A 20,218-nucleotide genomic window follows, 5' to 3' on the forward strand; every position below is an offset into this window, starting at 1 on the left:
AAATAAGCCGGGGTAACCCCGGCTTAATGATTTAACGGGATTGTTGGGGTAGTGCGCGGATCACCAGAGTGATGCCTTCGACAGCGATCACTTCGACTTCGGTGCCCACAGCCAGGTCTTCATTGGCTTGTGCACGCCAACTGCTGTCGCCGATGTTAATGCGGCCCATGCCATTGTGCATCGGTTCTGTCAGTGTAGCGCGGGTGCCTATCAACTGACGATTACGCTGATTTAGCACCTGCGAACCGCTAGAGGGCGCAGCCGGGCGTTGACGTAGCCAGTACCACCACAGATAGGCCACGACAACCGTCAGCACGGAAAAGATCACCCCCTGCCATTCCCAGGCCAACTGCGGTAATAGCCAGACAATTGCACCGACCACCACCGCAGACACACCGCTCCATAACAGGTAGCCACTGGCGCCAAGCATTTCTGCCGCCAGCAACAGCCCGCCGAGGGAAAGCCAGAACCAATGTGGGTTTGCTGCAATCTGTTCGAGCATGATTACTTGCCTTTGGTCTCTTTCAACAGTTCGGCAATGCCACCTATTGAACCAAGCAGGCTGCTAGCATCCAGCGGCATCATGACGACTTTACTGTTGTTAGCGGAGCCGATTTTCTGCAACGCATCGGTGTACTTCTGCGCCACAAAGTAGTTTACCGCCTGGATATTGCCGCTGGCGATCGCGTCGGAAACCAGTTGCGTGGCTCGGGCTTCTGCTTCTGCGGCACGTTCACGCGCTTCCGCCTGCAAGAATGCCGATTGACGTTCGCCTTCCGCTTTCAAAATTTGTGATTGCTTGTCACCTTCTGCACGAAGAATGGCTGCCTGGCGTACCCCTTCGGCCTCCAGAATGTCTGCACGCTTGGTCCGCTCAGCTTTCATCTGGGCGTTCATTGAGGCAATCAATTCGGCCGGTGGGCGTACATCGCGGATCTCGATACGGGTGATTTTAATGCCCCACGGGTTAGTGGCTTCGTCGACGATGTGCAGTAAACGGCTGTTGATGCTGTCACGTTGCGAGAGGATTTCGTCCAGCTCCATGGAGCCAAGCACAGTACGGAAGTTGGTCATGGTCAGGTTGACGATTGCCAGTTCCAGGTTGCTGACCTCATAGGCGGCACGTGCTGGATCGACGACCTGAATAAAACACACTGCATCGATAGCGACGTTGGCGTTATCGCGCGAGATGATTTCCTGTGAAGGAATGTCCAGCACCTGCTCCATCATATTAATTTTTCTGCCGATGCGATCCATAAACGGCACCACCAGGTTCAAACCAGGCATCAGCGTTTTGGTATATCGGCCGAAACGCTCCACCGTCCATTGGAACCCTTGCGGAACAATTTTGACGCCAGCGAATACGATGATTAGCGCGACGACAATCACGATTGGGATAAGGGTAAACATGGCAAACCTCCTGTCAGACATATGTAAACAGATATTACGCCAGCTGCCGTGTAAAGACTAATAAATCGGGGGCATTGAACAATTAACATTCCAAATAGGCATGTTTCCAATAATTTTAATTCATTTCATGATGTTGTCTGCCTTGGCTACAGTAAAAAGCAATGTCGCTTTTCACTTCAAATATTTGTCATTTTTATTTGCGACTATGCTTTTTGAAATGACATCTTGCCAAGGATTGTTATGGACTCAATCAGTGTTGATGAACTTGCCCCGAAAAAAGATCGTTGGTATCGCATTGTGGAAGAATTACTGTCCGCAGCGGGTATTACTATCAACGGCAGCCGTGCCTGTGACATCAAGGTACATAACCCCGCCTTGTTTAAACGCATTTTGCAGGAAGGGTCGCTCGGGTTTGGTGAAAGTTATATGGACGGTTGGTGGGATTGCGAGCGGTTGGATGGGTTATTTACCCGCATTCTGCAAGCCGGCGTTGATGAGCGGTTGCCAAAAAACCTGAGTGACATTGCGCGCATCGCCTATGCCCGGTTATTCAATCGTCAGTCTCGTAAACGTGCCTGGCAGGTGGGCAAAGAACATTACGACATCGGCAATGACTTGTTCCGCGCGATGCTCGATCCCTATATGCAATATTCCTGTGGTTACTGGAAGGACGCAGAAACGCTGGAACAGGCGCAGTTAGCCAAGCTGAAAATGATCTGCGAAAAGCTGCAATTGAAACCGGGGATGTCATTGCTGGACATTGGTTGCGGATGGGGCGGCTTGGCGCAGTATGCGGCAGAAAACTACGGCGTATCAGTGCACGGTGTGACCATTTCGGCTGAGCAGCAAAAGTTGGCGCAAGAACGCTGTGCTGGCCTTGACGTCGAAATACTGTTGCAGGATTACCGTGACTTGAACCGCCAGTTTGACCGCATTGTTTCTGTCGGCATGTTTGAACACGTGGGGCCAAAAAACTACGACACTTATTTCCGTGTCGCGTCACGTAATCTCAAACCCGACGGCCTTTTCCTGCTCCACACTATTGGTGCCAACCAAACTAATCTCCACGTCGATGCCTGGATAGACAAATATATCTTCCCCAATGGTTGCTTGCCTTCGGTACGCCATATTGCCGAAGCCAGTGAAGGGCGTTTTGTGATGGAAGATTGGCACAACATTGGTGCTGACTATGATCGGACGCTGATGGCTTGGTATGAGAACTTCAAACAAGCGTGGCCGATGTTGTCCGAGGGGTATTCTGAGCGTTTCGAACGGATGTTCACCTATTATCTGAACGCCTGTGCCGGAGCATTCCGCTCGCGTGATATTCAGCTGTGGCAGGTGTTGTTCAGCCCGAAAGGCGTTGAAGGTGGGGCACGAGTTTACCGCTAAATCCCCTTCGTCTTTCCAGCTAAAGCGTTGTTGGCTACATATTCGAACCCTGGTTACTTAGTTATCTAAGCTCCCAGGGCTTCTCACGTTTGCCGCCGAGATGCAGCTTCACGTATGACGGATATTTAGTAGAGCAGTGAGTAGAGCTGACGACGATACTTACCCGCCAGCGCGTCGCCGGTGCCCAGCGCGGCCAAAATATCCATCAGCGTTTTACGCGCATTACCGTTGGCGGCGGCGAGATCTTTCTTCAGATGCCCCATCAACAGTTCCAGCGCCTCTTCATTACGCCCAACCTGATGCAGTTGCAGTGCTAATTGCACGGCTAAATCGACGTTTTCCGGTTGCTGCTCCACTTGCTGTTGCAACAGCTGAATTTCCGGCGTGTCAGCGGCCTGTTTCAGCAGTTCAATTTGCGCCAGCAGGCCCTGATAACGGGTATCTTTATCCTGCAAAGGAATGGTCGCCAGCACGGCTTCGGCATCTTCTGTGCGGTTCAGCGCGATCTGGGTTTCTGCCAGCGTCAAACCGATATCACTGCGTTGCTGGCTGGCTTGCCAGGCGTCTTTCAACAGCGGTAGTGCTTCTGCCGCATTGCCTTCTGCCAACAGCTCGGTCGCCTGAGCCAGTTTCAGGTCTTCTTCCTTCGGCAGGAAACGTTGCAGGAGTTCACGGATCATCTCTTCCGGCTGTGGGCCTTGGAAACCGTCGACCGGCTGACCATCTTTGAACAGATATACCGTCGGCAGCGAGCGCAGGCCAAATTGGGCGGCAATGGCTTGTTCGGTGTCACAATCTACTTTTGCCAGCAGAAATTGACCGGCATATTCCGCCGCCAGCTTATCGAGTATCGGGGTGAGTTGCAGACAGTGTTGGCTGCGATCCGACCAGAAGTAGAACACCACCGGCATGGACATTGATTGTTCCAGCGTCTGGTGCAGGTTTGTTTCGTTAATATCAACAACAGCTTGAGCTAGCATGTAATTTTCTCTCTGATCTTGCGGAGCCATTGGCATTGAAATGGGGGCGAAGAGGCATTCTTCAACCCCGTCGGCCAAATTAACCGTTGCTGCGCAACACCCAGTCCAGGCAACGGCCAGGCAGAATGCGTCGTAATACGGTGAGCGCGTGCGCCAGCAGGGTCACCGGATACCGCAGTTTTGCCTTCGGGTTTTCCAACGCGTGGCGTAATTTGGGTAAAATGGCCTCTGGTGGCAGCGTCAGACGCTTGGCGATACCGGGGTTATGCACCGGCTTATCACTCTGCGCCTGATTGACGTTTTGAGTAAAGTGGGTGGAAATTGGGCCGGGTTCAATCAGGCTGACCTGAATACCTGTGCCGTGCAGTTCCATCCGCAGCGCGTCGGACCAGGCTTCCAGCGCAAACTTGCTGGCGGCATAGGCACCGCGCCCGGCACTGGACACCAGCCCCATCACCGAACTGGTCTGAATAATACGACCCTCGCCGTGCGGCAGCATCGCCGGCAACAGCAACTGGGTTAATTGATGGGTGCCGAACAGATTGGTGGCGAACTGCCGTTCCAACTGCTGACGGGAAATGCTGCTCAGCGGGCCGTAAACGCCAAAACCGCCGTTGTTGAACAGCCCATACAGGCGGCCGCCGGTCAGTTCGATCACCTGGGCGGCGGCACGCTCGACGCTGGCACTGTCGTCCAGGTCCAGCTCAATGCCTTCTAGTCCAAGCTGACGCATATTTTCCACGTCTTGTGGCTTGCGACAGGCGGCCAGCACCCGGTAACCGCGGTTACGCAGATCCTGCGCTGCAATTAATCCAATCCCGCTGGAACAGCCGGTTATCAACACTGCTTTTTGCATAACTTTACCTAGTGTACAACCCTATTTAATTAGACTCATGTTTTACTAGAGGTTCCAGGCGTTCCGCCATCCAGGTGGCGATAAACGGTTGGGCATCCTTATTGGGATGCAATCCGTCATCCTGCATCCATTCCGACTTAATCACCACCTGTTCCATGTAGAACGGCAGTAGCGGAATGTTGAACTGCTTAGCCAGCGCTGGGTAAATCGCGCTAAAGGCTTCGGTATAACGGCGGCCATAGTTGGGGGGAATACGGATCTGCATCAGCAGCGGCTGTGCGCCAGCTTGCTGCACCAACGTGATGATTTGGCTAAGATCGCGCTGCAGGTCCTGCGCCGGGAAGCCGCGTAGACCGTCGTTGGCACCCAGTTCGATCAGCACCCAGCGTGGCTGGTGTTGTTTCAGTAACTCAGGCAGTCGCGCCAGTCCTTGTGCGGCGGTGTCGCCGCTGATACTGGCATTGACCAGTTGCGGATCACCCGGTTTTTTCTGCCATTGCTCGGCCAGCAACGTCGGCCAGGCTTGCGCCACCGGCAAGCGGTAACCGGCGCTTAAACTGTCGCCTAAAATCAATAATGTATCGGCGGCGACAGCGCGTAAACTGAATAATCCCAACAGCAAAAGGAAGGGAAGATGCCAGCGGAAAACGTTCTTGAAGTTCATCATCTTAGTAAACACGTTGGTCAGGGTGAGCATCAGCTCTCCATCCTTACCGGAGTCGAGCTGGTTGTCAAACCCGCACAGACAATTGCCCTGATTGGCGAGTCCGGCTCGGGCAAATCAACGTTGCTGGGGATCCTCGCCGGGCTGGACGACGGCAGTGAAGGGGACGTGTATTTGTTGGGCGAATCGCTGACCGCACTGGATGAAGAGGGCCGCGCCGCGCTACGTGCTAAAAATGTCGGCTTTGTATTTCAGTCATTTATGTTGGTACCCACGCTGAACGCACTGGAGAACGTGCAGTTACCGGCGTTATTGCGTGGTGAAAGCGATCGTCAGAGCCGCGAGCAGGCGGTGCAGTTGCTGGAACAACTTGGGTTGGGTAAACGTCTGACTCACCTGCCGGCGCAGCTTTCTGGTGGCGAGCAGCAGCGGGTAGCGTTGGCGCGGGCGTTTAGCGGTCGGCCACGGGTGCTGTTTGCCGATGAACCGACCGGGAACCTTGATCGCCAGACAGGCGAACGCATTGCCGATTTACTGTTTTCCCTTAACCGTGATTTTTCCACCACGCTAATCCTGGTGACCCATGATGAAACGCTGGCGGCACGCTGCCAGCGGCGGTTGCGCCTGCGCGAAGGCAAGCTGTGGGAGGAAGTATGATCTGGCGTTGGTTTTGGCGGGAGTGGCGCTCGCCGTCACTGCTGATCGTTTGGTTAGCACTGACGCTGTCGATGGCTTGTGTATTGGCACTGGGCAGCATCAGTGATCGTATGGATAAGGGCCTGAGCCAGCAGAGCCGTGATTTTATCGCGGGCGACCGAGTATTGCGGAGCGCTCGTCCGGTACCTGAAGGCTGGTTGTTGGACGCGCAGCAACAAGGACTGAAAGTCAGTCGACAGTTGTCGTTCACCACCATGACCTATGCCGGGGATCGGCCCCAGTTGGCGGATGTGAAGGCCACTGACCTGGCCTATCCGCTGTACGGCAAGCTGGAAACCCATCCTGCCAACGTCCAACTGGCACCGGGTAATGTATTGGTCGCCCCACGTTTGCTGGCGCTGCTGAACGTCAAGGTGGGGGATACGCTGGATGTTGGTGATACTCGTCTGCGTATCGTCGGTGAAATAATTCAGGAGCCAGATTCGGGCTTCAACCCGTTCCAGACCGCGCCACGTATTATGATCAATCTGGCGGACGTGGACAAAACCGGGGCAGTACAGCCGGGCAGTCGGCTGACTTATCGGTATATGTTTGCCGGTACTCCGCAGGATATTCAGCGTTACGAGGCCCGGCTGACACCACAACTTAAACCCGATCAGCGCTGGTTTGGGCCGCAGGAGTCTGGCAGTGCGTTGGGTAAATCATTACAGCGTTCGCAGCAGTTCCTGTTGCTGTCGGCGCTGCTGACACTGCTGTTATCTATTGCCGCCGTGGCCGTGGCGATGAGCCACTATTGCCGTAGTCGTTACGATCTGATCGCTGTATTAAAAACGCTGGGGGCGGGTCGCAGCGCGTTGCGTAAGTTGATTGTTGGCCAGTGGCTGGCAGTGATTCTGCTGGCAGCCGCCTGTGGTGGACTGATCGGGCTAGGGTTTGAAGCCGTGTTAATCCGGTTGCTGGCACCTGTGCTGCCAGCTGAACTGCCCGCGGCGGGAACCTGGCCGTGGCTATGGGCAATTGGTGCGTTGCTGATGATTTCGCTGCTGGTGGGGTTACGCCCATACCGTCAGCTACTGGCGACTCAACCACTCCGGGTATTGCGCCGTGATGTGGTGGCCAATGTCTGGCCACTGCGCTATTTCCTGCCGGCGACGGCGTTGATTGTCGTGGTATTGCTGATCGCGCTGATGGGAGCCAGCACGCTGTTGTGGTCTATCCTCGCCGGTATTTTGGTGCTGGCCTTGTTGTTGGGCGGTATTGGTTGGGGCAGTTTGCTATTGCTACGCCGTATTACGCTGAAAAACCTTGCTCTGCGGCTGGCGGTTAATCGGCTGCTGCATCAGCCCTGGGTCACGATCAGCCAACTGGCGGCTTTTTCACTGTCGTTCATGTTGCTGGCGTTACTACTGGTTCTGCGCGGTGATTTGCTTGAGCGTTGGCAGCAGCAACTGCCGCCGGATAGCCCGAACTACTTCTTGCTAAACATGACCGAAGCGCAGGTGCCACAGGTGAAAACCTTCCTGCAACAGCATCAAATTAAACCGGAAACCTATTACCCGATTGTCCGTGTGCGCCTTACGGAGATTAACCAACAGGTGGCGACCGAGCGGGTGCATGAGGACGATCCGGGCGGCGAGGCGGTAAATCGTGAGCTGAACCTGACCTGGCTGGCGGATTTGCCAGCGCACAACCCTTTGCTGGCAGGCAGTTGGCCGCCGAAGGCTGGGGAAGTCTCGATGGATCAGGGCATTGCCGGGCGGCTCAAGGTCAAATTGGGCGATACCCTGACCTTCAGCGGTGATACCCAGTCATTCAGCGCCAAAGTCACTAGCCTGCGGCAGGTGGATTGGGAAAGTCTGAAACCGAACTTCTATTTCATCTTCCCGCCGGGTGCATTGGATGGCCAGCCACAAACCTGGCTCACCAGTTTCCGCTACGACGGGGACGGGCAGATGTTGACCCAGCTTAATCGGCAGTTCCCGACGCTCAGCCTGCTGGACATAGGTTCGATCCTTAAACAGGTGGGCGGCGTGTTGCAGCAGGTGAGTCGCGCGCTGGAAGTGATGGTAGTGTTGGTGGTGCTTTGCGGCGGTTTGCTACTGATGGCGCAGGTGCAGGTAGGTATGCGCCAACGGCGTCAGGAACTGGTGGTGTACCGCACGTTGGGGGCTGGCAAGCGACTGTTACGCAGTACGTTGTGGTGCGAGTTTGCCCTGCTGGGGCTGGTAGCTGGCATTGCCGCCGCGGTGGGCGCAGAAGCGGCGTTGTGGCTGTTGCAGAGCCAGGTGTTTGACTTCCCATGGGCGCCGACGCCTGTGCTGTGGTGGGCGTTGCCGTTACTCAGTGCGTTGCTGCTGTCGCTATGTGGTGGTTGGCTGGGCGTGCGGTTGTTGCGTGGCCAGGCATTGTTCCGCAGTTACGACGGTTAACTTGCCGTTATTAACAGGCGGCTCAGGTAATCTGGGCCGCCTGAACCAAATATTGTTCCTTTCACCTTGTCACTCCCATGTATTGATAACTCCCCATATTTAATTTGCGCGCTTAGCCTATTGGCTCTCACCTTTGGCAGAGTATGCTGTGAAATCGATTACATTTATAGTTAGGGTTACTAAAATGAATACCGCGCGTTATGGTAAAAAGATGTTACCAGCCTCGTTATGATAAAAGGATTAGTATGACTATTATTCATTAAAATCAATTATAAAAAGTCATTTTATGGTCTGGTTGGTTTTTGTGTGTTAAAAATAAAATAATGTAATCGTTTCCACTAATGTGATCGCACTCACTTCTCTCGGATGAATTGCCTCCTATCATAACGACAACTTAAGAACGTTATCGATCGGAGGCTGTATGAGTACTACCGTCAAGGTTGCGGCGGCGGAAAAAAGCCAAAACAATGCAGGTATGACTTTTTTCGTCTGTTTTTTGGCTGCGCTGGCTGGGCTTCTGTTTGGTCTGGATATCGGCGTTATTGCGGGTGCTCTGCCATTTATTACGGATTCGTTCCATATCACGAGTTCTCAGCAGGAGTGGGTGGTTAGCTCCATGATGTTTGGCGCCGCGGTCGGCGCTGTTGGCAGCGGTTGGATGAACTTTCGCATCGGGCGTAAATACAGCCTGATGATTGGTGCAGTTCTGTTTGTACTTGGCTCGTTGTGCTCTGCGGCGGCGCCAAACGTGGAAATACTGCTGATCTCCCGCGTTCTTCTTGGGTTGGCGGTAGGTGTCGCATCCTACACTGCACCCATTTATCTGTCTGAAATCGCGCCGGAAAAAATTCGCGGCAGTATGATTTCTATGTATCAATTGATGATCACCATTGGGATCCTGGCCGCTTACCTGTCGGATACCGCGTTCAGTTATACCGGTGCCTGGCGCTGGATGCTGGGGGTGATCACTATTCCTGCCGTATTGCTGCTGATTGGGGTGTTTTTCCTGCCGGATAGCCCACGCTGGTTGGCTTCACGTAATCGTCATGAGCAAGCGCGTCAGGTTTTGGAAAAACTGCGTGACAGTAGTGCTCAGGCACAGAACGAACTGAACGAAATTCGTGAGAGCCTTAAGCTGAAGCAAAGTGGTTGGACGCTGTTTAAGGACAATAAGAATTTCCGACGTGCCGTTTTCCTCGGCGTGCTGCTACAGGTGATGCAACAGTTCACCGGGATGAACGTCATCATGTATTACGCGCCGAAGATTTTTGGTCTGGCGGGCTTTGCCAGTACTGCGCAGCAGATGTGGGGCACGGTTATTGTTGGGTTGGTTAACGTATTAGCCACCTTTATCGCCATTGGTTTGGTTGATCGCTGGGGGCGCAAACCGACGCTGACGCTGGGCTTTATCGTCATGGCTGTCGGCATGGGGGCGCTGGGGACGATGATGAATGTGGGGATGAATTCGCCGACAGAACAATACTTCGCCATTATTATGCTGTTGATGTTTATTGTCGGGTTCGCCATGAGTGCCGGCCCACTGATTTGGGTACTGTGTTCAGAGATCCAACCGTTGAAGGGCCGCGATTTTGGTATCACCTGTTCCACAGCAACCAACTGGATTGCCAACATGATCGTAGGGGCGACGTTCCTGACCATGCTGAATTCACTGGGCAGTGCTCACACCTTCTGGGTTTATGCGGCACTCAATGTCGTGTTTATTTTCATCACGCTGGCGCTGATCCCGGAAACGAAGAATATCTCTCTGGAGCATATTGAGCGCAACCTGATGGCTGGCAAACCGTTACGTAAAATTGGCTCACGTTAAGTCATACATGCGACCCGCCATGTGGCGGGTTTTGCGCCAGACACTGATTAAGGGAAAATTATGACGATTCTGGTTACCGGCGGCGCCGGGTACATTGGTTCACACACCGTACTGAGCTTGTTGGAACGTGGTGAAGATGTGGTGGTGTTGGACAATTTGATCAACGCATCTGAAGAGTCTTTACGCCGCGTGGAACAGCTGACAGGTAAAGCCGCAGTGTTCTATCAGGGAGATGTGCAGGATGCCGGTTGCCTGAAGCGCATCTTTGAGGAAAACAACGTTATTTCGGTGATCCACTTTGCCGGCCTGAAGGCGGTGGGGGAGTCCACCCAAAAGCCCCTGGAATATTATCAAAACAACGTGGCAGGCACGCTGGTGTTACTGGAAGCGATGCGGCAAGCGGGTGTCCATCAGTTTATCTTCAGCTCCTCCGCCACAGTATACGGTGAGCACGCCCCGGTCCCTTACCGGGAAGATATGCCGATCGGCGGCACCACCAGTCCTTACGGTACGTCCAAGTGGATGGTAGAGCATATCCTGCAGGATTTTGCCAAGGCCGAACCGGCATTCTCTATCATTGCACTCCGCTACTTTAACCCGGTGGGCGCGCATGAGTCCGGTTTGATTGGCGAAGACCCTAGCGGCATCCCTAATAACCTGCTGCCTTACATTGCCCAGGTGGCCATTGGTCAACGGGAAACGTTGAGTGTGTTTGGCGGCGACTATCCCACTAAAGATGGTACGGGCGTGCGTGACTACATTCATGTGATGGATGTGGCGCAGGGCCACTTGGCAGCGATGGATTACTTACCGCAGATAGCTGGTTTCAAAGCCTATAATCTGGGTTCCGGGGTAGGTTATTCGGTGCTGGAAATGGTGAAGGCGTTTGAAAAAGCCTCGGGCGTTACCATTCCTTATCAGATTTTACCGCGTCGTGCGGGCGACTTACCTGCCTTCTGGGCCGATGCGGGGTTAGCGAAAAAAGAACTGGGTTGGCAAGTTCAGCGCGGGTTGGATGTGATGATGCGTGATACCTGGAATTGGCAAAGCAAAAATCCGCAGGGCTATCGCCGCTAGCTTTTCATCGGCAATAAAAAAGGGTTCAGCTCTATGAGTTGAACCCTTTGAGTTTGATGAAAATGTTGTCTTTGAACCCGAGATATTCGGGCCTGGCGCACCGAGGGGCGCTCCGGCGGGCAAGCCGCTACGACCCCTTCGGTACGCTCTCCCTAATAACGGGCTTTGCCAGCAATCTGAAAGGGTTAAGTTTACTGTGAGTTGAACCCTTTGTTTTTGGCACGGATAAACGTTTAAGCCAGTTTTTGCTGCGCCCAGGCCAGACCGCTTTGGTATTCGGTCGGCAGCAGCGGTGCCAGTGCCTGCAAGGTCTGCTGCAATACAGCAGCGTCAGGGTCGTTCAGATTTAGGTGCCCGACCTTACGACCTTCACGCACCTCTTTTTCGTACCAGTGCAGATGCACCAACGGCAGTGCTAACCATTGCTGATTTACCGCGGTACCGATCAGGTTGACCATCACTGATGGCGTGCTCACAACGGGTTTCGGTAGCGGCAGAGCGAGAATGGCACGTAAATGCAGTTCGAACTGGCTGATGGACGCGCCGTTCTGCGTCCAATGGCCGCTGTTGTGTACCCGGGGTGCCAGCTCATTAATCAACAGGCGATCGCCAACGATAAAGCATTCCATTGCCATCACACCGACGTAGTTCAGCTCATCAAGAATGGCTGTCAGCATCTGTTCGGCTTGTTGCTGCAAGGCCGGGTTAGGCTGCGGTAAGGCGACGCTGGTGCGCAGAATACCCTCTTCATGCAGGTTATGGGTCAGCGGATAGAACACCGACTTGCCATCGTGCCCACGCGCCCCAACCAATGACACCTCGCCGGAAAAGTTAATCCCTTGTTCGACGATACATTCACCGTAGGCGTCTGCCGGTAACTCGGCTTCCTGGCCTGGGCGTAAGCGCCATTGGCCACGGCCGTCGTATCCGCCAACACGGCGTTTGACGATTGCCAGTTCGCCTAAGGTAGCAAACACCTGTGGCCATTCGTCGGCGTCAGCCAGCAGTTGCCACGGCGCTGTGTCCAGGCCCAGTTGATCGAGCAACTGTTTCTGCGTCAGGCGGTCCGCCAGGCGTGGGAAAATATCACGGTTGACGAAGCTGTTATGGGTTGCCAGTTCGCGCGTCAGTGCCGTTTCCGGCCAGCGCTCGATCTCAGCCGTGATCACGCTGTTCTGATAAGGCACGGCTTCCGGCTCGGCGTCGATGCCAACCGGATACACGGCGATACCCAGCGGTTCGCCTGCTTGACGCAGCATGCGCCCCAACTGACCATTGCCTAGTACGCAAACCGGCTTCATGCTTCCTCCCGCGGATCCGGATTGTTCAGTACGTCGTCGGTCTGCGCTTGACGCCAGTCTGCCAGACGCTGTGCCAGCAGGGTGTCGTGTAACGCCAAAATTTGTGCTGCCAGCAGGGCGGCATTGGCGGCACCGGCTTTGCCGATTGCCAGCGTGCCAACGGGAATGCCACGTGGCATTTGTACGATGGAGTACAGGCTATCTACACCACTCAGTGCGGCACTTTGGACCGGCACACCCAGCACCGGAACCAGTGTTTTCGCGGCCAGCATGCCCGGCAGATGCGCAGCACCGCCTGCACCGGCGATGATCACGTCAAAGCCATTAGCACTTGCCTGTTCGGCGAAGCTGAACAGCTTATCTGGCGTACGATGAGCGGAAACGACTTCGACATGGAACGGGACATCGAGCGAGGTCAGGACTTCGGCCGCAAACTGCATGGTAGCCCAGTCACTTTTCGATCCCATTACAATTGCGATTTTAACCCCAGCGTGGGTGGCTGAAGCGGCGTTGGCTCCCATGGGTGTAAGGCTCCTGTAATTGTACAAACGACGGCCGGTTGCCTGCGGCGGGAGGCCGAATGAGGGCGTAGAGCATACCATGAGCGCACGGCAAGGAAAACGGTTGCGTCGACGGTTTTCACCGTCAAAAGCGCGAATTTTTTACTCGCGCAATATGTCAGGAACTTAGAAGGGGAATTGGATCAATTCGACAGCGTCAGCGCTGACTTTGATCATTGAGCCTTCAACGTGCCAGGCACCCAGTACTGCGCGGTGGCCTTTACCGTTGCTCAACGTTAGTTCATGCACGGCTGGACGGTGTGTGTGGCCGTGGATCATCCAGTGAACGTTGTGACGCACCATCGCCTGCTCAACCGCTTGAGGGTTGACGTCCATAATGGATTCAGACTTGTATTGGTTGCTCTGCTGGCTACGAGCACGCATTTTGGCTGCGATCTTAAGTCGCCAACGCAGCGGCATTGCCAGAAACAGCTTTTGGATCAGCGGATTGTGCACTTTACGGCGGAACTGCTGATAGGCCTGATCGTCGGTACACAGCGTGTCGCCATGCAGGATCAGGATTTTTCGACCATACAGGTCCAGCACCTTCTCTTCCGGCAGCAGTTGCATACCACTGGCGCGGGCAAAGCGTTTGCCAACCAGAAAATCACGATTACCGTGGATAAAATAGCAGGGCACACCAGCCTGTTGCAGCGTCTTCAACGCAGTGGCGATCTCACCGTGCAGCGGCTCGGGATCGTCATCACCGATCCAGGCTTCGAACAGGTCGCCAAGAATGTACAGGGCGTCGGCGTGGATGGCATCTTGCTGCAAAAAACGCAGAAAACCGGCAGTGATTGCCGGTTCCTGTGCGCTTAAATGCAGATCTGCGATGAACAGCGTGTTCATGCAGCCGCGATTACTCGCTGACGGTAACGCTAGTGATGATCACGTCTTCTACCGGTACGTCCTGGTGCATGCCGCTGCGGCCAGTTTTCACGGCTTTGATCTTGTTGACCACGTCCATGCCTTCAACCACTTCAGCAAATACACAGTAGCCCCAGCCTTGCGCGTTTTCGCCGCGGAAGTTCAGGAAGTCGTTGTCAGCTACGTTGATGAAGAACTGTGCGGTCGCGGAGTGTGGATCGTTGGTACGCGCCATTGCCAGGGTACCGATGGTGTTTTTCAGACCGTTGTTGGCTTCGTTCTTGATGGTAGCCTTGGTGTCTTTCTGGTTCATGCCAGGCTCGAAACCGCCGCCCTGAACCATAAAGCCATTGATAACACGGTGGAAAATGGTGTTATCGTAGAAACCTTCACGGCAGTAGTTCAGGAAGTTTTCAACGGTAACCGGCGCTTTGTCAGCAAAGGTGTTGATAACGATGTCGCCGTGATTAGTGTGGAAAGTAACCATAGTTTTAGTCCTAACAAGATGAAGTGAGATGTCACGTAAAGCGAGTGAACAATCAGACCGCCGTTATAACATATCTCCTTTAATGAGTCAGCAGCGGCTAAACCGCGCACAGTCTGTGGTAAAAGTGATTTTGTTATATTATAACGTTAGTGGCGATCGCTGATTTATCACTGTTTTCCACCATTGAGCTCAGCAAAGCGCGGCCTTAACCTTGCATTAGCTCAGGCTTCGGGTTTCAATACACTGCTGGGTGAATCGCCTAATTACCATTTTTGTTATCACGCACACCACGGAATGTCCCGATGCTAAAGATTTTTAATACCCTGAGTCGTCAAAAAGAGGAATTTAAACCCATTCATGCCGGTAAAGTTGGCATGTACGTGTGCGGGGTAACCATCTATGACCTGTGTCATATCGGCCATGGGCGTACCTTTGTTGCTTTCGACGTTGTGGCGCGTTATTTGCGTTATCTCGGCTATTCGCTGAACTACGTGCGTAACGTCACCGACGTTGATGATAAAATTATCCGCCGCGCGACAGAGAATGGCGAAAGCTGTGATCAACTGACCACGCGCATGCTGGCGGAGATGCACGCCGACTTTGATTCCTTGTTGATCGAGCGTCCGGACATCGAGCCACGAGCTACACAGCATATTGCTGAGATTATTGAGATCACACAGCGTCTGATCGACCGTGATCACGCATACGTAGCCAGTAATGGCGACGTGATGTTCTCTATTGACAGCGATCCGCAATACGGCCTGTTGTCACGCCAGGATCTGGATCAGCTACAGGCCGGTGCACGCGTAGAAATCGACGACGTGAAGCGCAACCCGATGGATTTCGTGCTGTGGAAGATGTCCAAGCCGGGCGAACCGAGCTGGGAATCTCCGTGGGGTGCAGGGCGTCCGGGCTGGCACATTGAATGTTCTGCCATGAACGGCAAGCAGTTGGGCACCCATTTTGATATCCACGGTGGTGGTTCTGATCTGATGTTCCCGCACCACGAGAACGAGATTGCTCAGTCAAGCTGTGCGCATGACGGCCCGTACGTGAACTACTGGATGCACTCCGGTATGGTGATGATCGACAAAGAGAAAATGTCCAAGTCATTGGATAATTTCTTCACCATCCGCGACGTGTTGGGTTACTACGACGCTGAAACCGTGCGTTACTTCCTGATGTCCGGCCACTATCGCAGCCAACTGAACTACAGCGAAGAGAACCTGAAACAGGCGCGTACTGCACTGGAACGTTTGTACACCGCGCTGCGCGGTACCGATGCCAACGCTCAACCGGCCGGCGGTGAAGTCTTTGAAACCCGTTTCCGCGAAGCCATGGACGACGATTTCAATACGCCGGAAGCCTACTCAGCCCTGTTTGATTTGGCGCGTGAGGTTAACCGTCTGAAGGCTGAAGACCTGAATGCAGCAAATGGGTTGGCAGCGGAATTACGCAAGCTGGCGAAGGTGCTGGGCCTGTTGCAGCAAGAACCTGAATTGTTCCTGCAGAGTGGCGCACAAGCTGACGATGCTGAAGTGACAGAGATCGAAGCCTTGATCAAACAGCGTAACGACGCCCGTAAAGCCAAAGATTGGGCGCTGGCGGACGCTGCGCGTGATCGCTTGAACGAGATGAACATTGTGCTGGAAGATGGCCCGCAGGGGACCACCTGGCGCCGTAAGTAATCCACATACCCTCATACTTGAAGCTGCATCTGTGTGAGCTGCGAGTATCCACCCCAGTCACTTACTTGAGTAAGCTCCTGGGGATGAATGCTCTGGCTGCCGTGATGCAATTCCAATTATTTCGGGTATAGACCACCGACAAACAAAAAAGGCGCTGAATTAACATTCAGCGCCTTTTTCTATGGAGCACGGTTTACGGCTTAACAACAACCTTGCCGCCGTTAAACTCCACGACCTGATCGGCAACGATTTTGCAGCGCTTACGCGTTTCAACTTTACCGTTCACTTTCACCTGCCCATCGGCGATGACTTCTTTGGCGGCACCGCCACTTTCACACCAGCCCTGGAACTTGAGCAGGTCGCACAGTTCGACGTGCGGGTGATTATCCAGATTAAAAGTTTCCATACTGCCTTACTTATTTAGGTTGAACGTCGTGATAAACCTCGCAGGCCTGCAAGGTATTTTGGATCAGTGTAGCAACGGTCATTGGGCCAACGCCACCCGGAACCGGAGTAATATAGGCCGCGCGTTCGCTGGCGGCATCGAATTCTACGTCGCCGACCACTTTACCACTTTCCAGACGGTTAATGCCGACATCAACGACGATAGCACCCGGTTTAATCCAGTCGCCTGGAATAAAGCCTGGTTTCCCGACCGCAACTATCAGCAGATCGGCATTTTCAACGTGGTGGCGCAGATTTTTGGTAAAGCGGTGGGTCACCGTCGTCGTGCAACCAGCCAACAACAACTCCATGCTCATTGGGCGACCAACAATGTTGGATGCGCCAACGACCACGGCATTCAGACCGTAGGTATCGATGTTATAGCGTTCTAGCAAAGTGACGATACCGCGTGGTGTACATGGACGCAGCTTAGGCGAACGCTGGCACAGGCGACCGACGTTGTACGGATGGAAACCGTCGACGTCTTTGTCCGGATGTATGCGTTCCAGCACTTTGACGTTATCGATGCCAGCGGGCAGCGGCAACTGCACTAAAATGCCGTCGATCTCGCCGTCAGCATTCAGCCGATCGATCAGCGCCAGCAATTCGGCCTCACTGGTGGTGGCAGGAAGATCGTAGGAGCGGGAGATAAAGCCCACTTCATCACAGGCACGACGCTTGCTGGCGACGTAAATTTGTGAGGCTGGGTTTTCGCCAACCAGCACTACCGCCAGGCCCGGAGCACGTTTACCTGCGGCCAGACGTTGTTTAACTTGCTCAGCCACTTCGTTTCTAACCTGCTGCGCAATCGTTTTACCATCAATAATCTTTGCTGACATCAGTGAGGAAATCCATCAATTAAGAAAAGCGGGGAATGGGGCTATTTTGTCAGAAGCGGAGCGCGCTGTCAGGCGTTGAATCGTGATCGACTGCGTTTGTCGGGTGTGATTTACGCTTTTTTTATACCAACAGAATGATCCTCTACGCCTTTTTTACTGCTCACTGCGTAGGCTGTTGCTATTCACACTGCGGTATTCGCGTCAGCCGTAGGCGCAAACGGAGCAACAATCATGATGATCATTACCCGGCTACACCCATTGCATCACCAGATTGATAACCCCGCTGATCTGCCCAAGCATGTGGGGGAAACGGTGTTTGATTCGTCGATGCATCCCGCTGATGTGGCACAGCTGATTGCGTTGCACCAACTCGGTACACATAAAGCATTACCTTCCTGGAAAGCACGGCTGAGTGCGCTGTGCCGGAAGCTGTATGTATGAGAAACACCGGGGGGATTGGCCTTATGCTGCTGGCATGGATACCAATAGGCCAGGCTTCGTTAAATGCCGCGCCAGTCAGCACCGTCTTAAATCAGCAGTTAGTCGCAGCTTGCAACCTGTTGACCACAGAGCATGCTGATTGGGGAAATATCAATGCGATGGTACGCTCGGCGCGCATTTGCCTGCAACGCCCTGCCGGGCAGCAGCAATCGGAGCGTATTCCTGAACCGAGCGATTCTGGGCTGGCTCAACGTAGCGGCAACCTGCCGTTGAGCGTAAACCAAGGTAAATGATGGCGTTAAGTGAATTCGCGGTAACCGCAATGGCTGAAAATTCGCCATAAAGTACGGCTGCCGCCGTAACGTCATGAAAAGGCATTGACTCAGTAACCCCTGACCGTATAATCGCACTCCGCAACTCCGGTTGCCGCATCCCAATGCGCCCTTAGCTCAGTTGGATAGAGCAACGGCCTTCTAAGCCGTAGGTCACAGGTTCGAGCCCTGTAGGGCGTACCATTTAAACTCAATGAGTTACGCAACCCCCCTCACTAAAAATCACACATCCAAAAAGTTTATGTAACGGCTGGTGTAAGTAAATTTTCTCAACACCCATCAACGTTAATGTGGACTAGCCAGCATCCCCGGAAAGTACTTAGCAATGATGTCATTCATCCTTTCAATCAGATCCAGGCGTTTAAACGTCAAATGGGCAGTTCCCTTCTAAAAGTAACGAATACTGAAGAACTCATCTTCGTAAACATCCTTCGACGGGTTGTCCCGAATATGCTCCATCAATCGAGTAGTAACATCGCCACGGTTGTCGGGTATCGGTTTACCATCCAGCAGAAATAGCATTCGCTCCAGATCCGCCAGTTGATCCCTACGCCAACCCCAGTTCAAGCTAAATCCCCAGCGATTGTGACTCACCAGATTGTTGACGATGATCTTTTTACCAAAGCTGCAGGGACTATTGGTTTTGTAATCCCACGACAGCCCTTTAAAGACATTGATAATGCCGCGCTCAAATACATCCATTTTGTTCCAATGTAGCTCCTCAAAAGTACTGAGGATATTTGCCTCGCTGATGGCGGGCAGATCCCCCTCCTCCAGGTTCTTATGCCACTGGTCACGGGCCTGAGCATCCATCAAGGCCATCATGCCAGACTTCAACATCAAGTCTCGCCAGATACTACGGTCAATATTGCGGGTGACGGCAGGCAGCGCTTTATCTACCTTTTCGGTCATCCAGCTATCGTAACGGTGCCCGGCTTTCATCGCCCAGTCTTGCGCTGTGCCACCGCCAATTTCTGAGGTTAGCCGTGAAATGGCATCAAGCTGCTGAATGAGTTGTTCTATCTGTTTCAGTGCGGTATCGCGGCCAGTGACCACACGTTCGATATTGGTCGAAAGGATAAGTTCGTTGTGATCTGTTAACACGTCGGGTTCTGTTTGCATTGTTAACCGTCCATTAAAGCAAACACGCCTGCCGGAATTGGCAGGCGCATTATGCGATGAATAAAAAGAGAGGAAAGTGCAGAGGTAAAAATCAGGAATGAGGCTCGAAGAATTTACGTATTCATTAATCCGGTAGCCCGCTTTGCTCTGAGAATATCTGTAGCGGTCAGAAATGGGGTTTGCTCCTGCCAAGTGAATCTTTTGCGGTCAGTGCGCACCAGCTCATAGCGTTCAACCAAGAAATTCACCGCATCAGCCAATGTTATTCCCGCTTCGATATGTTCCTGAATGGCCGCGTCCTCATGGAATGGCGTGTCGTTGAGTGTCAGGCCGTAATGTTGCTCCAGTAGATACGTTAAAAGTTGCTGCCAGACCTGCACAGGTGACAGGTGTGACGAAACCGGCAACGTGGCCGGTACAGTTGAGATTTGCATGAGTTGAGTCTCTTAATAAAGGAGGAAAAGGTTTGAAGAATTACGATGCAGGGATAAAGCTAAAAATCAGTCTTTAACCTGTTTTGAGGGATAAATTGCGATATATACATACCCATGACTACCCAACGTATCGGCTTCACAGGTCAACCCATTACGGTACAGCGTGACGCAGTGCGCGTACCGGGGATTCAGTTCACAGGAGAGCAGCATCAGCTCCAGATGTGTGACAAAATGCGGAAAAGCTTCATCCAGATCTCGGGCCTGCATCTCGCTGAACGAACCGTTGAATCCTGCCCGGTCTGCCAGGAAATGCAGACGATGACCTTCCTGCACCAGCCGTGCTCCAAAACACGGTGTGATATCTCGTTTAAGACCCCAGGTTTGTGTAACGTCTTTATTCATAATTTTAT

Annotated in this window: 21 protein-coding genes, 1 tRNA gene and 1 pseudogene; 9 read left to right on the top strand and 14 right to left on the bottom strand. The window is 53.4% G+C overall.

Annotation, left to right across the window (positions count from 1 at the left end; genetic code table 11):
• Positions 1–31 precede the first annotated feature (31 nt).
• Complete coding sequence (locus tag SGR01S_RS05815; RefSeq protein ID WP_037417864.1) at positions 32–502, bottom strand: NfeD family protein; 471 nt, start codon at positions 500–502, stop codon at positions 32–34.
• A gap of 2 nt (positions 503–504) precedes the next feature.
• Complete coding sequence (locus tag SGR01S_RS05820) at positions 505–1,410, bottom strand: SPFH domain-containing protein (RefSeq protein WP_037417867.1); 906 nt, start codon at positions 1,408–1,410, stop codon at positions 505–507.
• 240 nt (positions 1,411–1,650) lie between these two features.
• On the opposite strand from SGR01S_RS05820, the gene cfa reads away from it, so the two are divergent.
• Positions 1,651–2,802 carry a cyclopropane fatty acyl phospholipid synthase gene (cfa, locus tag SGR01S_RS05825; RefSeq protein ID WP_037417871.1) on the top strand — a complete coding sequence of 384 codons (1,152 nt, stop codon included), beginning with the start codon at positions 1,651–1,653 and terminating at the stop codon, positions 2,800–2,802.
• 125 nt (positions 2,803–2,927) lie between these two features.
• Here cfa and SGR01S_RS05830 read toward each other — a convergent pair whose 3' ends face one another.
• From SGR01S_RS05830 to tesA, 3 genes are all read right to left on the bottom strand, one after another.
• Complete coding sequence (locus tag SGR01S_RS05830; protein WP_061806823.1) at positions 2,928–3,782, bottom strand: co-chaperone YbbN; 855 nt, start codon at positions 3,780–3,782, stop codon at positions 2,928–2,930.
• A 79-nt stretch (positions 3,783–3,861) separates the two neighbouring features.
• The gene (locus SGR01S_RS05835; protein WP_061806824.1) at positions 3,862–4,638 is read right to left on the bottom strand and encodes an SDR family oxidoreductase; all 777 of its coding nucleotides are present in this window, start codon (positions 4,636–4,638) and stop codon (positions 3,862–3,864) included.
• A gap of 25 nt (positions 4,639–4,663) precedes the next feature.
• The gene (gene tesA / locus SGR01S_RS05840) at positions 4,664–5,302 is read right to left on the bottom strand and encodes a multifunctional acyl-CoA thioesterase I/protease I/lysophospholipase L1 (RefSeq protein ID WP_061806825.1); all 639 of its coding nucleotides are present in this window, start codon (positions 5,300–5,302) and stop codon (positions 4,664–4,666) included.
• Here tesA and ybbA point away from each other — a divergent pair.
• From ybbA to galE, 4 genes are all read left to right on the top strand, one after another.
• On the top strand, positions 5,273–5,959 hold the full coding sequence (gene ybbA, locus SGR01S_RS05845) for a putative ABC transporter ATP-binding protein YbbA (RefSeq protein WP_037417885.1): 687 nt from the start codon (positions 5,273–5,275) through the stop codon (positions 5,957–5,959). The genes tesA and ybbA overlap by 30 nt on opposite strands.
• Complete coding sequence (gene ybbP / locus SGR01S_RS05850; RefSeq protein WP_061806826.1) at positions 5,956–8,388, top strand: putative ABC transporter permease subunit YbbP; 2,433 nt, start codon at positions 5,956–5,958, stop codon at positions 8,386–8,388. The genes ybbA and ybbP overlap by 4 nt, the downstream gene beginning before the upstream one ends.
• Before the next feature lie 421 nt (positions 8,389–8,809).
• Entirely contained in the window at positions 8,810–10,216 is a 1,407-nt protein-coding gene (locus SGR01S_RS05855; RefSeq protein WP_061806827.1) for a sugar porter family MFS transporter, read from the top strand.
• Between the two features lie 60 nt (positions 10,217–10,276).
• The gene (galE, locus tag SGR01S_RS05860) at positions 10,277–11,293 is read left to right on the top strand and encodes a UDP-glucose 4-epimerase GalE (RefSeq protein WP_061806828.1); all 1,017 of its coding nucleotides are present in this window, start codon (positions 10,277–10,279) and stop codon (positions 11,291–11,293) included.
• Between the two features lie 233 nt (positions 11,294–11,526).
• Here the strand turns inward: galE and purK are convergent, their stop codons facing one another.
• The 4 genes from purK to ppiB all read right to left on the bottom strand — a co-directional run bounded on the left by purK (position 11,527) and on the right by ppiB (position 14,508).
• Positions 11,527–12,594 carry a 5-(carboxyamino)imidazole ribonucleotide synthase gene (gene purK, locus SGR01S_RS05865; protein WP_037417895.1) on the bottom strand — a complete coding sequence of 356 codons (1,068 nt, stop codon included), beginning with the start codon at positions 12,592–12,594 and terminating at the stop codon, positions 11,527–11,529.
• Positions 12,591–13,115 carry a 5-(carboxyamino)imidazole ribonucleotide mutase gene (gene purE / locus SGR01S_RS05870; protein WP_037417898.1) on the bottom strand — a complete coding sequence of 175 codons (525 nt, stop codon included), beginning with the start codon at positions 13,113–13,115 and terminating at the stop codon, positions 12,591–12,593. Before purE ends, purK begins: the two co-directional genes overlap by 4 nt.
• A 165-nt stretch (positions 13,116–13,280) precedes the next feature.
• Complete coding sequence (locus SGR01S_RS05875) at positions 13,281–14,003, bottom strand: UDP-2,3-diacylglucosamine diphosphatase (RefSeq protein ID WP_037417901.1); 723 nt, start codon at positions 14,001–14,003, stop codon at positions 13,281–13,283.
• A gap of 10 nt (positions 14,004–14,013) precedes the next feature.
• Positions 14,014–14,508, bottom strand: a complete 495-nt coding sequence (gene ppiB / locus SGR01S_RS05880) for a peptidylprolyl isomerase B (protein ID WP_037417904.1) — start codon at positions 14,506–14,508, stop codon at positions 14,014–14,016.
• Between the two features lie 302 nt (positions 14,509–14,810).
• On the opposite strand from ppiB, the gene cysS reads away from it, so the two are divergent.
• Positions 14,811–16,196: a cysteine--tRNA ligase gene (gene cysS, locus SGR01S_RS05885; RefSeq protein ID WP_061806829.1), complete on the top strand. Its 1,386-nt coding sequence runs from the start codon at positions 14,811–14,813 to the stop codon at positions 16,194–16,196.
• A gap of 193 nt (positions 16,197–16,389) precedes the next feature.
• Here the strand turns inward: cysS and ybcJ are convergent, their stop codons facing one another.
• On the bottom strand, positions 16,390–16,602 hold the full coding sequence (gene ybcJ / locus SGR01S_RS05890) for a ribosome-associated protein YbcJ (protein ID WP_012005606.1): 213 nt from the start codon (positions 16,600–16,602) through the stop codon (positions 16,390–16,392).
• Between the two features lie 10 nt (positions 16,603–16,612).
• Positions 16,613–17,479: a bifunctional methylenetetrahydrofolate dehydrogenase/methenyltetrahydrofolate cyclohydrolase FolD gene (gene folD / locus SGR01S_RS05895; RefSeq protein ID WP_061806830.1), complete on the bottom strand. Its 867-nt coding sequence runs from the start codon at positions 17,477–17,479 to the stop codon at positions 16,613–16,615.
• A gap of 231 nt (positions 17,480–17,710) precedes the next feature.
• On the opposite strand from folD, the gene SGR01S_RS05900 reads away from it, so the two are divergent.
• From SGR01S_RS05900 to SGR01S_RS05910, 3 genes are all read left to right on the top strand, one after another.
• On the top strand, positions 17,711–17,920 hold the full coding sequence (locus tag SGR01S_RS05900) for a hypothetical protein (RefSeq protein ID WP_037417919.1): 210 nt from the start codon (positions 17,711–17,713) through the stop codon (positions 17,918–17,920).
• Positions 17,917–18,213: a hypothetical protein gene (locus SGR01S_RS05905; protein WP_061806831.1), complete on the top strand. Its 297-nt coding sequence runs from the start codon at positions 17,917–17,919 to the stop codon at positions 18,211–18,213. The genes SGR01S_RS05900 and SGR01S_RS05905 overlap by 4 nt, the downstream gene beginning before the upstream one ends.
• 145 nt (positions 18,214–18,358) lie before the next feature.
• Positions 18,359–18,435: transfer RNA gene (locus tag SGR01S_RS05910), tRNA-Arg, on the top strand.
• A 102-nt stretch (positions 18,436–18,537) separates the two neighbouring features.
• On the opposite strand, the pseudogene SGR01S_RS05915 reads toward SGR01S_RS05910, so the two are convergent.
• The 3 genes and pseudogenes from SGR01S_RS05915 to SGR01S_RS05925 all read right to left on the bottom strand — a co-directional run bounded on the left by SGR01S_RS05915 (position 18,538) and on the right by SGR01S_RS05925 (position 20,210).
• A pseudogene (locus tag SGR01S_RS05915) lies at positions 18,538–19,374 on the bottom strand (DUF4942 domain-containing protein).
• Between the two features lie 113 nt (positions 19,375–19,487).
• Positions 19,488–19,808, bottom strand: coding sequence for a TA system toxin CbtA family protein (locus tag SGR01S_RS05920; protein ID WP_061806832.1), 321 nt, complete (start codon positions 19,806–19,808; stop codon positions 19,488–19,490).
• A 66-nt stretch (positions 19,809–19,874) separates the two neighbouring features.
• Entirely contained in the window at positions 19,875–20,210 is a 336-nt protein-coding gene (locus tag SGR01S_RS05925) for a type IV toxin-antitoxin system YeeU family antitoxin (protein ID WP_061806833.1), read from the bottom strand.
• Between the last annotated feature and the right edge of the window lie 8 nt (positions 20,211–20,218).

Source organism: Serratia grimesii NBRC 13537, assembly GCF_001590905.1.
Lineage (GTDB): Bacteria > Pseudomonadota > Gammaproteobacteria > Enterobacterales > Enterobacteriaceae > Serratia > Serratia grimesii.

Coding starts and splice junctions, on each gene's coding strand:
- SGR01S_RS05815 (WP_037417864.1), bottom strand. CDS start 502: ATGCTCGAACAGATTGCAGCAAACCCACATTGGTTCTGGCTTTCCCTC.
- SGR01S_RS05820 (WP_037417867.1), bottom strand. CDS start 1,410: ATGTTTACCCTTATCCCAATCGTGATTGTCGTCGCGCTAATCATCGTA.
- cfa (WP_037417871.1), top strand. CDS start 1,651: ATGGACTCAATCAGTGTTGATGAACTTGCCCCGAAAAAAGATCGTTGG.
- SGR01S_RS05830 (WP_061806823.1), bottom strand. CDS start 3,782: ATGCTAGCTCAAGCTGTTGTTGATATTAACGAAACAAACCTGCACCAG.
- SGR01S_RS05835 (WP_061806824.1), bottom strand. CDS start 4,638: ATGCAAAAAGCAGTGTTGATAACCGGCTGTTCCAGCGGGATTGGATTA.
- ybbA (WP_037417885.1), top strand. CDS start 5,273: ATGCCAGCGGAAAACGTTCTTGAAGTTCATCATCTTAGTAAACACGTT.
- tesA (WP_061806825.1), bottom strand. CDS start 5,302: ATGAACTTCAAGAACGTTTTCCGCTGGCATCTTCCCTTCCTTTTGCTG.
- ybbP (WP_061806826.1), top strand. CDS start 5,956: ATGATCTGGCGTTGGTTTTGGCGGGAGTGGCGCTCGCCGTCACTGCTG.
- SGR01S_RS05855 (WP_061806827.1), top strand. CDS start 8,810: ATGAGTACTACCGTCAAGGTTGCGGCGGCGGAAAAAAGCCAAAACAAT.
- galE (WP_061806828.1), top strand. CDS start 10,277: ATGACGATTCTGGTTACCGGCGGCGCCGGGTACATTGGTTCACACACC.
- purK (WP_037417895.1), bottom strand. CDS start 12,594: ATGAAGCCGGTTTGCGTACTAGGCAATGGTCAGTTGGGGCGCATGCTG.
- purE (WP_037417898.1), bottom strand. CDS start 13,115: ATGGGAGCCAACGCCGCTTCAGCCACCCACGCTGGGGTTAAAATCGCA.
- SGR01S_RS05875 (WP_037417901.1), bottom strand. CDS start 14,003: ATGAACACGCTGTTCATCGCAGATCTGCATTTAAGCGCACAGGAACCG.
- ppiB (WP_037417904.1), bottom strand. CDS start 14,508: ATGGTTACTTTCCACACTAATCACGGCGACATCGTTATCAACACCTTT.
- cysS (WP_061806829.1), top strand. CDS start 14,811: ATGCTAAAGATTTTTAATACCCTGAGTCGTCAAAAAGAGGAATTTAAA.
- ybcJ (WP_012005606.1), bottom strand. CDS start 16,602: ATGGAAACTTTTAATCTGGATAATCACCCGCACGTCGAACTGTGCGAC.
- folD (WP_061806830.1), bottom strand. CDS start 17,479: ATGTCAGCAAAGATTATTGATGGTAAAACGATTGCGCAGCAGGTTAGA.
- SGR01S_RS05900 (WP_037417919.1), top strand. CDS start 17,711: ATGATGATCATTACCCGGCTACACCCATTGCATCACCAGATTGATAAC.
- SGR01S_RS05905 (WP_061806831.1), top strand. CDS start 17,917: ATGAGAAACACCGGGGGGATTGGCCTTATGCTGCTGGCATGGATACCA.
- SGR01S_RS05920 (WP_061806832.1), bottom strand. CDS start 19,808: ATGCAAATCTCAACTGTACCGGCCACGTTGCCGGTTTCGTCACACCTG.
- SGR01S_RS05925 (WP_061806833.1), bottom strand. CDS start 20,210: ATGAATAAAGACGTTACACAAACCTGGGGTCTTAAACGAGATATCACA.